This is a genomic window from Ruegeria sp. HKCCD8929 (assembly GCF_013031405.1).
Classification (GTDB): Bacteria; Pseudomonadota; Alphaproteobacteria; order Rhodobacterales; family Rhodobacteraceae; genus Ruegeria.
This window is the reverse complement of sequence record NZ_WPZY01000040.1, coordinates 1-13,913: the sequence shown is the minus strand read 5'-3', so window position 1 is coordinate 13,913 and position 13,913 is coordinate 1. Positions and strand designations below refer to the sequence as shown.

The following is a 13,913-nucleotide window of genomic DNA, read 5'->3' as shown; positions in this document are numbered from 1 at the left end:
TCGTGCAAATGCAATCTCTTTCCCGAACCGATTTGCAGCGACTTCTGCGTTTGAGAACGCCGGAACCGCAAAGCTGGGACATCCTGGACGAAAGCATAATCGACGGGCTTTGTCGGCGGGCCTACCGCCTTGGAGACAAGCAGATCCCGGCGATCTCATTGTCACCCGTCGATATGGAGCCCGGTGCGCCCGGTTTGCTCTATTGCCACGCCCACGGAAAGGCATTTGCAATCGGCAAATCAGAAATTACCGATGGCCGACCCGCGCTGCTTGAACCGCCACTCTCCAGAGATATCGCAGTTGCGGGCTGGACGGTTTTTTGTGCTGATATGCCCGGTTTCGGGGATCGTCAGGCCGAGGGCTCGGAAACGGCGCTTGCCAAAGCTGTTTCCTGGCGTGGCAAGACCCTCATTGGGGAAATGGTGGCCGATCAGATGTTGGCGTTGGATGCGCTCTGGGATATCGCCCGACCTTCGTGTGTCGCGACGCTGGGACTCTCGATGGGGGGCACGCTGGCCTATCTGGTTGCGGCACTTCGTGCCGATGTATTCGCCGCCCTGCACTTATGTGTCTTTTCAGATATCGCGCCCCTAATCGAAACGGGCGCACATGATCTGCACGGGCCATATATGACGATCCCCGGACTTCTTGACCGCCACGACATGAGCGATATTGCGGGCCTCGTCGCGCCGCGACCCCAGTTCGTGGCCACCGGTGGGCAAGATCCGTTGACCCCAGACGAAGCCTATGCTCCGGCGATCAAACGACTTCGCGCCGCTTATGATGCGGTCCCCGAACGGCTTACGGTCTTTCGCGATCCGGCAGCGGGACATTACGAGACCCCGCAAGTTCGAAAGGCCGTTCTGGACTTTCTTGCAACACAACGAGCCATGTCGATATGAGTTTTTTTACTGAACCCGTTTTGGACCCACGTGCCCGCGATCTCTTTGAAGCCGTGCGGGATTTGCCCATCGTCTCGCCCCACGGACATTGCGATCCGCGCTGGTGGGCCGAAGACGCCGCCTTTCCCGATCCGGCAGAGCTTTTGATCATTCCTGACCACTATGTCTTTCGGATGCTTTATTCCCAAGGCGTACCGCTGTCCGATCTTGGCATCGGTGTGCCGCCAGAAGACCGGAACGCGCGGGAGATCTTTCGCTGTTTTGCCCGGCATTGGCATTGCTTTCTGGGCACGCCATCGCGGGAATGGATGGAATTTACGCTTTACCGGACAATGGGCGTAGATCGGGCGCTTTCGCCTGAAACCGCAGACATCGTATTTGATCAGATTACCGAGAAACTCGCGCAGCCGGAATTCAGGCCACGAGCGCTGTTCGACCGCTTTGATATCGAAGTGCTCGCAACGACCGATCCCGCCAATGACCCGTTGTCGCATCACAAGGCAATCGCGGCCTCGGGGTGGCATGGGCGAATTGTCCCGACCTTTCGGCCGGATAGCTTACTGAACCCCGCGCGTCCCGATTTTCGGTCCGAAGTAAGCAGGCTCGGAAAACTGACCGATCAGGACACAACGACCTATGCCGGCAATCTCGAGGCGATCCGTCTACGTCGCGCCGCCTTTCGTGAACTTGGCGCGACAGCGACAGACCATGATGTGCCAGCTCTGGCGACCACATGGCTCGCGCCCAATGAGATCGAAGCCCTGCATGCAAGGGCATCGAAAGAGACACTGAACCCGGATGAGGCACTGGCTTATTACGGGCACCTTCTTGTCGAGATGGCGCAGATGTCTGCCGAAGACGGAATGGTCATGCAACTGCATGTTGGTTCGCGTCGCAGCACGAACAGTCGCATTCTGGCAGAACACGGACCCAATATGGGGTCTGACATTCCGGTCGCCGTGAATTGGGTCCAAGGTATGGATGCCTTGCTGAACCGGGTCGGCAACGATCCGGCTTTGCGCGTCATCCTGTTTACCCTCGACGAAACCACCTATTCGCGCGAATTGGCCCCCATGGCGGGTCATTGGCCAAGCTTGCGGATCGGTCCACCATGGTGGTTCCACGACAGCCCGAACGGCATCCAGCGCTTCTTTGACCAAATCGTTGAATCGGCCGGGTATTTCAATCTCGCCGGCTTCAACGACGATACACGTGCCTTTTTGTCGATCCCGGCCCGGCACACCACCTGGCGGAGGGGAGTATGTTTGCACTTGGCAGACCAGATTGAACGCGGACGCCTGTCGAAACAGGACGCAGAGAGGCTCGCGCCCTACCTTTGCCGCGATCAGGCGGCCGAGGCCTACCGGTTGGGATAAGCAATTCAATTGCACGGTTGTTTAGCGAGTTGTTGAGAGGCCGGAACTACCCACCCGACAGGCATAGTTTTCTACGACGTCAGCGAATAGCCGCATGCTCTGAGAGTCCGAGGACAAGACTTACATTGACCAGATCCGGTCCCGGGTCTCAACGAAACTCAAATTGTTGAGTTGCCATCCTGATAGCTGAATGTCCGCTTTGGTGTCCCGTCTCAAACTACGCGCTTGCGCATTGAATGACCGCTTTACCGCCGTCTCGATAGAAATGCCCCAGGCGGATTCAATCGCTCGTCGCAACGGTTCCAAATTGGGGGTTGTGATGACAAACCGAAAACATGCATCAGCGCGCAGCATTCGAAGCAAACTGTTTTCGCCGGGGCGACCACGGGTGGCTCTTCGTTCTCAGCAGGTTTTTGTTCTGGCGGCTTGTTGAAAAGGGCATTTCCAGCGAAGAAGCAGCCGTTCAGGCTGGCGCGTCTGCTCCTGTTGGCAGTCGTTGGTTTCGAGAGGCCGGATCGCAGTTTTCAAAGTCAGCACCACCGTTGTCTGGCAGATACCTTAGCTTTGTTGAAGCTAAGAGATCGAACTTTGCCGCGCGCAGGGTCCTGTTGTTCGAGCCATTGCACGTCAGATCGGGCGATCCGCATCTACAGTTTCCAGAGAACTGAGACGCAATGCAGCGACGCGCGATGGCGGCTTAGAATATCGCGTAACTACGGCTCAGTGGCATGCAGATCGGGCAGCGCGCCGCCCCAATTCGCCAACGCTGGCTCAGAACGATGCATTGCGGCACTATGTCGAAGTGCGGCTGTCTGGTCAGATCGAAGGCCCAAACGGAGATGTCATCGCAGGTCCTGAGGTACATTGGACCAAGCTGCGTTCAGTTCGTCAGCGACATCGCAAATAGGCGACGGCCTGGAGCCCCGGACCAATTGCCCACCGCTTGCCTCTGGACTTCCCGGATACAGAAGCCGCTTCGTTTGGGCTAAAGCTACCCGCATAGATACCTCCAATCGTCGCCACAAATAAAAGTAGGAAATGCCAAGGCTCAGTCAGCGCCTTTAGACGCGCCCGATGTAAAACCGGCCCGCTGTGCTCATCGTTTAACAGTAGGGATGCACCTCGGTCTTTGGAAGCATGCAGACGATAGACAGGTTATGGCATCATTTCAGACTATTGAACAAGGCAAGGATGCTGTGAAATCATCAACAGATTGATACGCAACTCAGGTAAATTATCAAAGTTCTCAAAATGCGACGTTGCGATCCGCATGATACAAATATTTTGATTGCCATCATTGGTGGAAAATAAGCAAGGAGGAACTTTAGTATCTAAAAATTCGTCGGGCTGATCGAAAGTCTAGATTGTGAGAAGCGCAAAACCCCGTTGAACGTGATCGTCCGTTCTGCGAACTTTATCGAGTTTCAATCTACTAGCAAACAACCAAAAGCCAGCCCTTTCGAACCTCTGGAATATCGGCTTGTTCGCACCGCTCGAGCGAAACCGTCCGCTCATCGAAGGTCTGACATGGCATCTATGAATGATGGGAAACTACAATGTTCTCAATAGCTCAGACTCCTTGCCCGGCTTTGGAACGCAATATATTCAACCGAAATACTCAATACCTGACTTTGGGCATCGTCAACGCGCCCGGCCCGAATGAATGAAGGAACGTGTCAACCACATTGCGAAGTACGAACCTGCTGTGCGGGCTTTCGTTGAAGGGACATTCGATGGCGACCGCGTTTTGGATGCCAGTGCTCGGCCTGATCAGGATTTCCCCCTTGCTGGATTGTTGTTGGGTGTCAAGGACATCATCAATGTCGATCAAATTCCCACACGATGTGGCTCGGTATTGCCCGCCCATCTGTTTGAAGGGCAACAGGCAAGTTGTGTAACACGCCTCCTCAATGCCGGCGCCATCATGGCGGGAAAAACCGTTACCGCCGAGTTTGCAGTGTCTGATCCCGGTCCTTCGCGAAACCCCCGCAATCTGGGGCACACTCCTGGCGGGTCCTCCAGCGGATCCGCAGCCGCGGTTGCCGCTGGCTTCTGTGACATTGCGCTTGGAACGCAGACTTCTGGCTCAGTAATCCGACCAGCGGGCTATTGTGGGACATTTGGTTACAAACCGAGTTTTGGGCGGGTCGCGCTGGACGGTGTGTTGCCGTACTCGAAATCCATGGACCATATCGGGTTGCTTGCAAAAGACATGCACACGCTTGCTGCATCCTTGCCGGTTTTAGTGACCGATTGGCAAAACACAAATGACGGTGCACGGAACAAACCGGTTATCGGCGTGCCAATGGGGTCTTATCTCGATCTTGCGAAGCCGCATATTCGAGCGCAGTTCGAGGCAAGTGCACGCAGGCTCGAAGGCGCGGGTTGCGAATTAAAACCGATCACATTGTGCGAAGAAATCTCTATCCACAATGACAATCATGATTTGATCGCCAATGCAGAACTTTACCAAGTGCATAAGGGCTGGTTCGACGAATATCGGGACGTCTACAAACCGAAGTCCCGCGCAATGCTGGAATTCGGTCGAAGCGTGTCCGAGAAAACGCTGTCTGACAGCCTGAAACAGGCGAAAAAAGTGCAGCTCTGGATGCAGCAACTGATGGCGGAGCACGCACTTGATGCATGGATCGCGCCGGTTGCACCCGATCTGGCCCCGGAAGGCTTCGCTACGACGGGTGACTTTCGCATGAATGCGATCTGGAGCTACACGGGCCTGCCTGTTGTCACTTTCCCAACCGGGACAGATGTCCGAAACTTGCCTTACTCGGTTCAGATAATAGGGCGCTTCGGGCAGGACGAAGCACTGTTGAACATCTCGCGCTTTTTTCATCAAGTTATCGGCGTCGGCGAACTCCCATTGGCCTGGAGCAGCGACGTTTCGGGACTAGGAAAATAATTCCCGGGTATTCGTCAACAATTCAACGTTCAGAATTTTGTCATAGAGTACAGAAGCTGAGCCGTGTACATTGCCGTATTCGGCGCAGGCATTGAATTTCTTCTGCAGCACTTCGTCGGACATCGGCCTCAAAGCTGAGCCTAAAGGCGAGCCAACGAAACTGCATTTGCGATCTCCGGCCTGGGTCGTCAATTCGACATAACCCCATTCTGGACAGATCAAGCGTGAGGACCAGTATGGCTCCGGGATATCGCCAACCTTCACGTCAATTCTCTGCAAAAGTCGCTTGATCGGTGCACTCGACAACATTTCGGTTGTCAGATGCTCAAGTGAAATATCGCCGTGCACGATGATTGCAGCAACCGCGAAGTGCAAACTGAATTGCGCTTCGGTGGCGGTTTGCGGGTTTGGATAAGTCAGATTGGAGGCCACAACCGGCGGCACTGTACAGGTAACCGAGACCACATCATTGGCGTTTAATCCTTCCGCATCCATAATCTCTTTGACGGCATCGGCAGAAGCGTGACTGGCGTAGCAAACCGGATACTTCTTCAAATCGACGCCTGGGTCGGAAATACTAAATTCAACCCCCAGCGTCTCGATTTCTCCGGGATCGAACACCCCCCCGTTAAGCACCTGCGCAATACCCGACTGATCTTCGAATACGTTGGCTGGCCCGGTTGCGCCCTGCATCGCCGCAATGGCAGCGGTAACACCGCTTTCGGAAGCACGGCCACAATAGTAGTGCTTTGCAGCAGTTCCGCGTACCGCACGTATGGCGCCGGCACCAGCGGTGGCAAGAGCAAGCGCATGAGCCGCTTTCTCGCGTTCCAGGCCCGCGACTTTGGCAACGCCTGCTGCGCTGCCCATGGCTCCGAGGGCAGAGGTTGTCCACCAGCCTTTATCGTAGATGGAATTGGACAGCGCTTTGGCGACCGCAAATTCGACTTCTAGTCCCGCAATGAACCCAAGCAGAAGATCGGCCCCGCTTGCACCGTGCTCCTGCGCCATGGCCAGGACTGCCGGGAAAACAACGGCTGAGGCATGAACGATACCGGCATAGCAATTATCATCAAAATCGAGAGCGTGAGCAGCCGATCCATTTGCAAAAGCAGCTCCAGGCGCATTCAGCCTGTGCGGTGTCCCGACAATGTCGCAATCGCCCTCCCCATAAGTCGCGACCGCTGTCTCCAAAAGCATTTTTGCAGATTCTGTATTCGCTCCCGCTAAAGTCACACCACAAACATCGATCAGGCAACGCTTTGCCTGCTTCAGCACATCGGGCGGGATGTCCTCAAGCCGCAGAGACACCACGGCATCTGCAAGATCATGTATCGCGTGGCTATTTGCTTTCAAACTGGTTCTCTCACTATGTTTCCAATGCCTCACACCAAGTGAGTGTGAGGCCGGTCCAACGAATGTCGCCTACTATTTCTTGTCGAAATATCCGGCCCTGACAGCCGTACCGATCAAATTGCAAATAAACCTTCCGGCGGTAATGGCGGTGATCCCATTCACATCGCGACTGGGAGTAATCTCGACGATATCCATACCGACGACATTGCCTTTTTTGACCAAGCCCTGAATCAGGGTCCGCATTTGGGAATAGTTGACACCGCCAGGGGCGGGGCCCGCGACCGCCGGCATGATTGTGGGATCGACGCCGTCAGCATCAATTGTCAGATAGTAATCTCCGCCATCTGGAATGCGATCCATAATGGCTTTCATTCCAAGTTCCTGCAACTCCATGTCAGAGATCAGATTTGACCCGTAGGCCAGCGCGGCGTCAACTTCTTCCGGCCGTCCGCTGCCTGCAGATCGCAATCCGATTTGGTAAATATCTTCAATGTGCTCCATTTCGGATGCCCGACGGATGACACTTGACAATCCGTAGCTCACACCGTGAAACACGTCTCGCCAGTCGACATGGGCGTCGACCTGAACCAATGTGATCGGCCCGCGCCCTTCGAATGCCCGAAAAACCGGAATGGGAATAGCGTGATCGCCACCCAGGATAATCGGCAATGCTCCGGAGGCGAGGATTTTGCGCACCGCCTGTTCCGATCGGTCATGGTTGCCAGCTACGTCCTTGGCTTCGGCAACGACGTCTCCGCAATCGACAACTTTAATGTCACGCCCGTCAAGCAGGGTACCGCCAATATCGAAATCATAACGATCAAGCCCGCGAAGGGCGCGCTCACAATACCGCCGGATATGCGTTGGGGCATTCGACTGATCATTACTTGCTTCGCCCATCGAATAAGGATCGCCAAAAGGGATCCCCAGTATCGCAATGTCGGCGTCCAGGTTGTCCAGATCGGTAACAATGGGAAAATCGTGGAAGCTCTGGAATTCCCGTTTGGGAGGAGCCGTGAGGTCGGATGTCATGAACTATTTCTCCTTGTGCGCATTGAAGCGGCGGGCAATGGCGACCAATTGTGCGTCCAGCGTTTGACCGCAGAATTTTCTAAAGGGGCTGAATTAGAACTCATGAACCGGAGTCCATTGTCGGATGGCCTGCATTATCCGAATTGGGTTTGAAGGCGGTGATGCTAAGTTTTTCCAAGAAGAGCTTAAGGCGCTCGGTCTTCGGGGTTTGAAGGATTACGTCCGGTGCACCCTCTTCGACAATTCTCCCTTCCTCCATGAACACAACGCGGTCGGCCACGCTGGAGGCAAAGCCCAGTTCATGGGTCACGATGATCATCGTCATCCCTTTTTCGGCAAGACGCTTCAGGACATTCAATACGCCGGACACCAACTCGGGATCCAAAGCCGAGGTTGGTTCGTCCATCAGCACCAGGACCGGATCCATCGCCAGAACCCGCGCGATGGCAAGCCGCTGCTTTTGCCCTCCGGAAAGATTGTCAGGCCATTCTGATTTCTTGTCGTCCAGCCCTACTTCTGCCAGCGCGGCGAGCGCTTGTTTTTCGGCCTCGCTACGGCTGCGCTTGGCGACAACCATCTGTGAGCAAACAACGTTTTCGAGGACACTCAGATGAGGCCAGACGTTAAAATTCTGAAATACCATTCCAACACGCGCGCGTAGCGCATTGAGGTCCTTTGTTTGCGCCGAAACTGACCGCGCGTCAGGCACGGCACCGACCAGTTCGCCTGCCAAGCGCACCTCGCCCCCATCAGCTGGTGTCAGCCAGTTGGCGGTCCGCAGCAATGTGCTTTTGCCACACCCGCTGGGGCCGATGATGCAGATAACTTCCCCTTGGGAAACGCTCAACGAAACATCATGCAAGACGGTCATGCTACCGAATGACTTTCGTATTTCGGTCATTTCAAGAAAGTTGTCTTTTGTTTCAGAGCCCGCTGCCATGTCGTCATCCCTCCTTCGCGGCAGGAGCTGCGCGCACGGCCTTGGCTCGGGAACCGCTGCCCGATCGTTTTGAAACCTTCCGTTCAACCCGGCGCATGATGATCGCTAAGGTTTCGTTCAGCGCCCAGTACAAAAGCGCGACCATGATAAACGCCTCAAACGGACGAAATGTCTCGCCCTGAACGGTGATCGCCGCCATCGTCAGTTCACCGACGGTAATCGTGGACAAGATCGCAGATTCTTTGACCAGCGAGAGTGTCTGATTGGTCATCGCAGGCAGTATGATTGGCAGCGTTTGAGGCAAGACAATGTAGCGCATCGCCTGCCAGTCCGACATTCCCGTGGCCCGTGCACTTTCCAGTTGCCCCTTGGCGACGGCGTCTATCCCGCCGCGAATGACTTCGGCGAAATAGGCACTCCCAAAGGCGGCCAATGCGACCACTCCGACATACACTGCAGGTAAGTGCAGCCCGTAGAAGGGCAAAACGTAGAAAAACATGAAAACCTGGATGATAAACGGCGTATTGCGAAAAACTTCAATGAAGCTCGCGGATAACACACGCAAAAGCTTCAGGCGTGACCGTCGGCCAAGCGCCAGAACCAACCCGAATGGCATTCCCAGAATGATGGCAGCAACGACGATTTTTACGGTCATCCAGAAGCCGAGGAGGAGTTGCGGGCCATAATTTGTGAAGATTGACAGATCGATGCTCATGACTGTCTATGCCCGCTTGACTTCGAATTTGGCTTCAAGCCAAGATGCGCTGCGACTAACGGCAAAACACATCAGAAAATACATCACAAAGGCCCCGGTCAGCACTTCTACCGGATGATAATTGTTGCTGTATATTTGCTGTGAAACACGCATGAGTTCCACAACGGTGATGGTTGAGAGCAAAGCGGTCGCCTTTAGAATCTGAGTAAACTCATTCACCAAAGGTGGTATTGAAGCCATAAACGTTTGCGGCAGAACGACCTTTACCCAAAGCGCAAACCCAGAGAGACCGAGAGAGCGGGCAGCTTCGAATTGGCCCCTGGGCACAGATGCCAAACCGCCACGAAGGATCTCAATCACGAAAGCTGCGCTGTTGAGTGTTAAAGCGAGAATGCCCGCCGTCATCGGGCCAATGTTGAGGCCAACAATCGGAAGCACATAGAAAACAAGAAAAATCTGTACTAGAAGCGGCGTTCCACGGATGAAACTGATATAGATGGCGACCGAAATACCAAGAATTCGGGACTTGGAAGCGGTGCGTGCGACTGTAACAATTGTCGCCAGTACAACACTGAAAGCAAACCCGAGTAGCGCCAAATTGAGCGTAACAAGCGATCCTTCAAAAAGTCGCGGCAAAGCATCGAAAGTGTAGCTGATGTCGAATTTCACCGTGCTCAGTCCTGATAAAGGCCCGCCCGACAGCTTCCGCCCGTCTGTCAGGGCTTTAGTCTAGATCTTCACTGCCCTGGCGTTGTTGGCCGGGGCTGTGAACTTTCACTCAGAGCTCAAAGAGCACCCTCAGGCAGATAACCTTCACTGGGAATTTCCATCTGGAAACCAAACCACTTGTCCTGAAGTTCTTCGATTTCCCCGCTATCGCGCATCTTGAGAATTTGCTCGCTCAGGTAATCGCGCAGATCAGTGTCTTCTGGACGTGTGACCCAGCCAAAGTAGCTTTTATCGGTGATTGGTCCGACGAGTTCGAACATATCCGGTTGGTTTTTGATGATAACCGCCAGGTTCGGCAGGTTCTGTACGGCCACGTCCAGCGTACCATTCGCCAATGCGAGGGTTACTTCGGGATAGCTGGTAAAGAGCTTCAGTTCGCCGTAACCGCCCAGGCCTTTCTCAATCATATCTTCTTCAAAAGCGCGGGAAGCGGTTTCATTCCCTGACGCAAGTTGTGTGCCAACAACCTTGCCAGCCATGTCTTCCACGCTCATGACGGACGTGTCACCCTTGCGCTTCATAATCCAGGTGGTGCCTTCGGCAATGGGCACCGTGAAGGCATATTGCTTGGCCCGTTCCGGATTGATTGTAACGCTGGTCGCGACAAAATCGAATTTGCCGGCCAGAACGCCCGGAAGAATGCCCTGCCACGGCAGGTCCAACTGGTTTAGCTCAACATCAAGGTCCGCGATAACAACGTCAAGAATGTCCTTGCCGTAGCCAACGATCTTGCCGTCCTCCACGAACTCAAACGGCGGGAACGCAGCTTCGGTTCCAACTGTGACCTGACCGGTTTGTTTAATCTTTTCAAGCGTGGATTCGGCAGACGCAGCAACAGCAGTCGCAGCCAAAATGGTGACGACAAGTAATCCATACTTGCGGATATTTTCAATGATCGTGCTCATCTTTCGCTCCTTGTAGTTTCGCAATTTCTCTTCAGCTCGAAGGCATGAGTGGCTTTTGAACAGCCTGGAAAGCGCTGCCGCGCCCGGGAAGCAGCCCTGCAAAGTTGCGATAATGTTGCGATGGAACCTGATTTCCTTTCAACGAATTTCACTTGAAAATGATATATAAAGAATCGCTAGAGCATCTAATTATTAGATGCATGAAGAGTTCAGAAGCCTAGGAAGGGGCATGGTCCGATAGTGAGCAAAGTCAGAAATATCAATTCGATTCAAGTGTTTGATGTGGTTTCGCGCCTCAAAAGCATTACTCTCGCCGCGCAATCCCTGAACATCAGCCAGAGCTCAGTGAGCTACCACATTAAAAAATTGGAGGATGAGTTACAGGTTCCCCTGTTCGACAGAAAGCCCGAGGGTTTGACTCCGACCTCTCAGGGAAAGGTTCTGGCATCGCATGTAGAAAGCGGTTTACGGTCAATTCAGACCGGGCTGGAACAAATTTCAGGCCAGGCCGAAGCAGTGCGCGTTGCCATATTGCCGATGTTTGCCAGTCGGTGGCTTTCACCCCGCTTGGGTGATTTCTGGGAAGCACAACCAGATATTCAATTGTCGTTTCGAAACCATAACAACACTTTCGCGGCAAAAGAACGCCCGAACGATTTTGCCGATTTGGGTATCCTATGGGGGCTTGGAGATTGGAAAGATTTTCAGACCGAACGCCTTTGGTCCGAGAAAATGGTGGTTGTCTGCAGCCCTGGATACTTGCGTGAAAACCCGATCACCTTGGCCGCAGAACTGAAAAACCGCGCGCTGCTGCATGTCGACGATGAATCTAGGTGGCAGGAATGGTTCGCCAACAATCAGTTGGAATACTCGCCTTCCCAAGCAAAGCTGATACCGCAAGAGCCACATTTTCAGCTAAGCTCGACAATGAACGGTCTCGGTGTCGCCTTGTTCCCTCAGAGCATGATTCAAGGCGAGCTTGAAACCGGTATGTTGATAAATCCTTTTGGACGAACATTCGAGACCTCGTTTGCCTACCATCTGGGAATTCCAAATGGAGTTTCCTTATCCCGATCCGCAATCGTGTTTAAGAATTGGCTATTGTCGCAATGCCGAGACTAAACCGCTACGGGCGTCAGCCTGTAGCGGTTTGTTCTTTATGCGCATTCGAATGCACGGTCTGCTGAAATCAGCCGCAACGCAGCGATGGATGTGCTGCACATGCAAACCGATGCTGTTTCAGCAATAGCCGCGTGGGCATAAGGCAGGAAAGTCCGCGTCCTGGCTGCCAATTCCGCTCGCAGCGAAGGGACGGTTTAGATTTCGTCGATTTTACACCTGTGAATGACCGGAAATGGGAAGTCCTCTGCGCCGCCAAAACTCCATTGACGCACCTACGAACAGATTCTGCATCAGCAATAGCTGCAGATGCGAAAGGCGGTTTTGTCCTGTGTGGATGACGTCTGCTTTGCAAGGGAAAAATGTTCTGATCACGCGGCTGGTCAGTACAGTCCTGTGTCCGGCCTTTGGTCGCGGTATTCGTTTGAGCCGCTGGCCTTGATGGGTTCCGTGAACCTGGTCCCAATCGGCGACGCGAACCTGAAAGTTCAGGACAAAGCTCGGGTTCCCGGGTTCTCGGATGACCGCACGTGCCATCATGGCATTCGTCTTGCAATTCGTGTTTGTTCAGCTCCTTCGTTTATGCTGAGGCTTGCCGGTAATATGTTTCCTTGGTGAGGATCGCCCAGATGATCCTGGCCGCCTTGTTCGCCATCGCAATGGTCGCGAGGCGCATCGGTTTTCGTTCCAGCAGCTGCATGATCCAGGGATGTATCCGCTCTGGATATCCTCGGGCACGCTGAACTTGAGAGGTCTTGCCGATCACTAGCAATCGTCGGATATAGCGGTCCCCTTTCTTGCTGATCCGGCCCAAACGCTCTTTACCGCCACTCGACCTATTCAATGGCGTGAGCCCGAGCCACGCGGCAAACTCGCGCCCGTTCTTGAACTGTTTGCCGTCGCCGATGGTGGCGACAATGGCCGAAGCGGTGATGGGGCCGACGCCGGGAACCGTCCTTATACGTTTGGCACGCTCATCTATCCGGGAATGATACTCGATCAGTTTGTCGTAAAAGGTCACCCGGTCATCGAGAGCAACAACCTGGTCGCAAAGCGTCTTGAGCATGCTCTTCGCCACGTCAGGGATGTCCGGCCAATCATCGGCCCGGAAGGCTTTGACAAGACGCATCGACGCGACTGGCCCGTTCCCGATCACATGGCCAAATTCGCGGAGAAGACCCCGGATCACGTTCAACATTTGGGTTTTCTGGCGAACGATAAGCTGGCGGACGCGATGTATCGTAAGCAGCGCCTGCTGTTCCTTCGACTTGATCGCGACAAACCGCATAGTGGGTCGCGTGACCGCCTCGCATATGGCTGCAGCATCAACCGCGTCGGTTTTACCACGCTTTACGTACGGTTTGACGTAGGCCGCAGGCATCAGGCGCACTTCATGGCCGATAGCGCTCAATTCGCGCGCCCAATGGTGTGCTGACCCGCAGGCCTCGATGCCGACAAGGCAGTTTGGCAGCGTCTTGAAAAACTTAAGTGTAATGACCTGCAAACATAATCGGCTCGACCTGCAATCATCCTGATTTCCGGCCCGAATTATTTGCATCTATCCGGCACCCCAAACCCGGATTATCTGCGAATGAACCCACATTGTTTGCAACCAGCCTGCAATCATCCGCTCCGGCTCACATTAAATGCGAATAGGATTTTCGGTGTGTTTTCAAATGCCTGCGCTTGTCTGAGTTCCCGTCTTCAATTTACGGCGCTGAACGTAGATATTCAGACGCGATTTCAGGACAGGATTTTTTAAGGTCTCTGGTCGCGGGGTCAGCAGTGGCGTGGCGTCTGGAAATCCCCCGTTTCCCAGACCAGCCGTTCAGACTTGGCGCAGCAAATTTGGAACAGAGCCAGGATCCGATTTTGAGCCAGTCACCTCATGTTTTCCTCAATCTCGGCGATGATCAGCTCCA

12 protein-coding genes are annotated in these 13,913 nt (G+C 54.1%); 5 read left to right on the top strand and 7 right to left on the bottom strand.

Translation table 11 applies throughout. The annotated features are described in order from the left end of the window. Positions 1-50 precede the first annotated feature (50 nt). The 4 genes from GOX53_RS25585 to GOX53_RS25570 all read left to right on the top strand — a co-directional run bounded on the left by GOX53_RS25585 (position 51) and on the right by GOX53_RS25570 (position 5,195). Positions 51-902, top strand: coding sequence for a S9 family peptidase (locus tag GOX53_RS25585; protein ID WP_171181431.1), 852 nt, complete (start codon positions 51-53; stop codon positions 900-902). Beyond that, positions 899-2,278, top strand: a complete 1,380-nt coding sequence (gene uxaC / locus GOX53_RS25580; protein WP_171181429.1) for a glucuronate isomerase — start codon at positions 899-901, stop codon at positions 2,276-2,278. The genes GOX53_RS25585 and uxaC overlap by 4 nt, the downstream gene beginning before the upstream one ends. A 580-nt stretch (positions 2,279-2,858) precedes the next feature. Next, positions 2,859-3,185, top strand: coding sequence for a helix-turn-helix domain-containing protein (locus GOX53_RS30385; protein ID WP_371810436.1), 327 nt, complete (start codon positions 2,859-2,861; stop codon positions 3,183-3,185). Positions 3,186-3,941: 756 nt separating this feature from the next. Next, a complete protein-coding gene (locus GOX53_RS25570; protein WP_171181427.1) occupies positions 3,942-5,195 on the top strand; it encodes an amidase in 1,254 nt (417 codons plus the stop codon). Here the strand turns inward: GOX53_RS25570 and GOX53_RS25565 are convergent. The 6 genes from GOX53_RS25565 to GOX53_RS25540 all read right to left on the bottom strand — a co-directional run bounded on the left by GOX53_RS25565 (position 5,184) and on the right by GOX53_RS25540 (position 10,872). Next, entirely contained in the window at positions 5,184-6,551 is a 1,368-nt protein-coding gene (locus tag GOX53_RS25565) for an MmgE/PrpD family protein (RefSeq protein WP_171181426.1), read from the bottom strand. The two genes, GOX53_RS25570 and GOX53_RS25565, sit on opposite strands and share 12 nt — an antisense overlap. 72 nt (positions 6,552-6,623) lie before the next feature. Beyond that, positions 6,624-7,583, bottom strand: a complete 960-nt coding sequence (locus tag GOX53_RS25560; protein ID WP_171181424.1) for an agmatinase — start codon at positions 7,581-7,583, stop codon at positions 6,624-6,626. A 100-nt stretch (positions 7,584-7,683) separates the two neighbouring features. Continuing rightward, positions 7,684-8,523 (bottom strand): amino acid ABC transporter ATP-binding protein, encoded by an 840-nt coding sequence (locus tag GOX53_RS25555; protein ID WP_171181421.1) that lies wholly within the window; start codon positions 8,521-8,523, stop codon positions 7,684-7,686. 4 nt (positions 8,524-8,527) lie between these two features. Next, positions 8,528-9,238, bottom strand: coding sequence for an amino acid ABC transporter permease (locus tag GOX53_RS25550; protein ID WP_171181419.1), 711 nt, complete (start codon positions 9,236-9,238; stop codon positions 8,528-8,530). Between the two features lie 6 nt (positions 9,239-9,244). Continuing rightward, on the bottom strand, positions 9,245-9,907 hold the full coding sequence (locus GOX53_RS25545) for an amino acid ABC transporter permease (protein WP_171181418.1): 663 nt from the start codon (positions 9,905-9,907) through the stop codon (positions 9,245-9,247). Positions 9,908-10,023: 116 nt separating this feature from the next. Next, complete coding sequence (locus tag GOX53_RS25540; RefSeq protein ID WP_171181416.1) at positions 10,024-10,872, bottom strand: transporter substrate-binding domain-containing protein; 849 nt, start codon at positions 10,870-10,872, stop codon at positions 10,024-10,026. A 240-nt stretch (positions 10,873-11,112) separates the two neighbouring features. Between GOX53_RS25540 and GOX53_RS25535 the strand changes: the two genes are divergently transcribed. Then, the gene (locus GOX53_RS25535) at positions 11,113-11,994 is read left to right on the top strand and encodes a LysR substrate-binding domain-containing protein (RefSeq protein WP_171181415.1); all 882 of its coding nucleotides are present in this window, start codon (positions 11,113-11,115) and stop codon (positions 11,992-11,994) included. A gap of 577 nt (positions 11,995-12,571) precedes the next feature. On the opposite strand, the gene GOX53_RS25530 is transcribed toward GOX53_RS25535, so the two are convergent. After that, positions 12,572-13,495 (bottom strand): IS110 family transposase, encoded by a 924-nt coding sequence (locus GOX53_RS25530; RefSeq protein ID WP_171181413.1) that lies wholly within the window; start codon positions 13,493-13,495, stop codon positions 12,572-12,574. Between the last annotated feature and the right edge of the window lie 418 nt (positions 13,496-13,913).

Excerpts from the sequence above, each read along its gene's own strand:
- GOX53_RS25550 (WP_171181419.1), bottom strand. The coding sequence starts at position 9,238 with ATGAGCATCGATCTGTCAATCTTCACAAATTATGGCCCGCAACTCCTC.
- GOX53_RS25540 (WP_171181416.1), bottom strand. The coding sequence starts at position 10,872 with ATGAGCACGATCATTGAAAATATCCGCAAGTATGGATTACTTGTCGTC.
- uxaC (WP_171181429.1), top strand. The coding sequence starts at position 899 with ATGAGTTTTTTTACTGAACCCGTTTTGGACCCACGTGCCCGCGATCTC.
- GOX53_RS25570 (WP_171181427.1), top strand. The coding sequence starts at position 3,942 with ATGAAGGAACGTGTCAACCACATTGCGAAGTACGAACCTGCTGTGCGG.
- GOX53_RS25560 (WP_171181424.1), bottom strand. The coding sequence starts at position 7,583 with ATGACATCCGACCTCACGGCTCCTCCCAAACGGGAATTCCAGAGCTTC.
- GOX53_RS25555 (WP_171181421.1), bottom strand. The coding sequence starts at position 8,523 with ATGGCAGCGGGCTCTGAAACAAAAGACAACTTTCTTGAAATGACCGAA.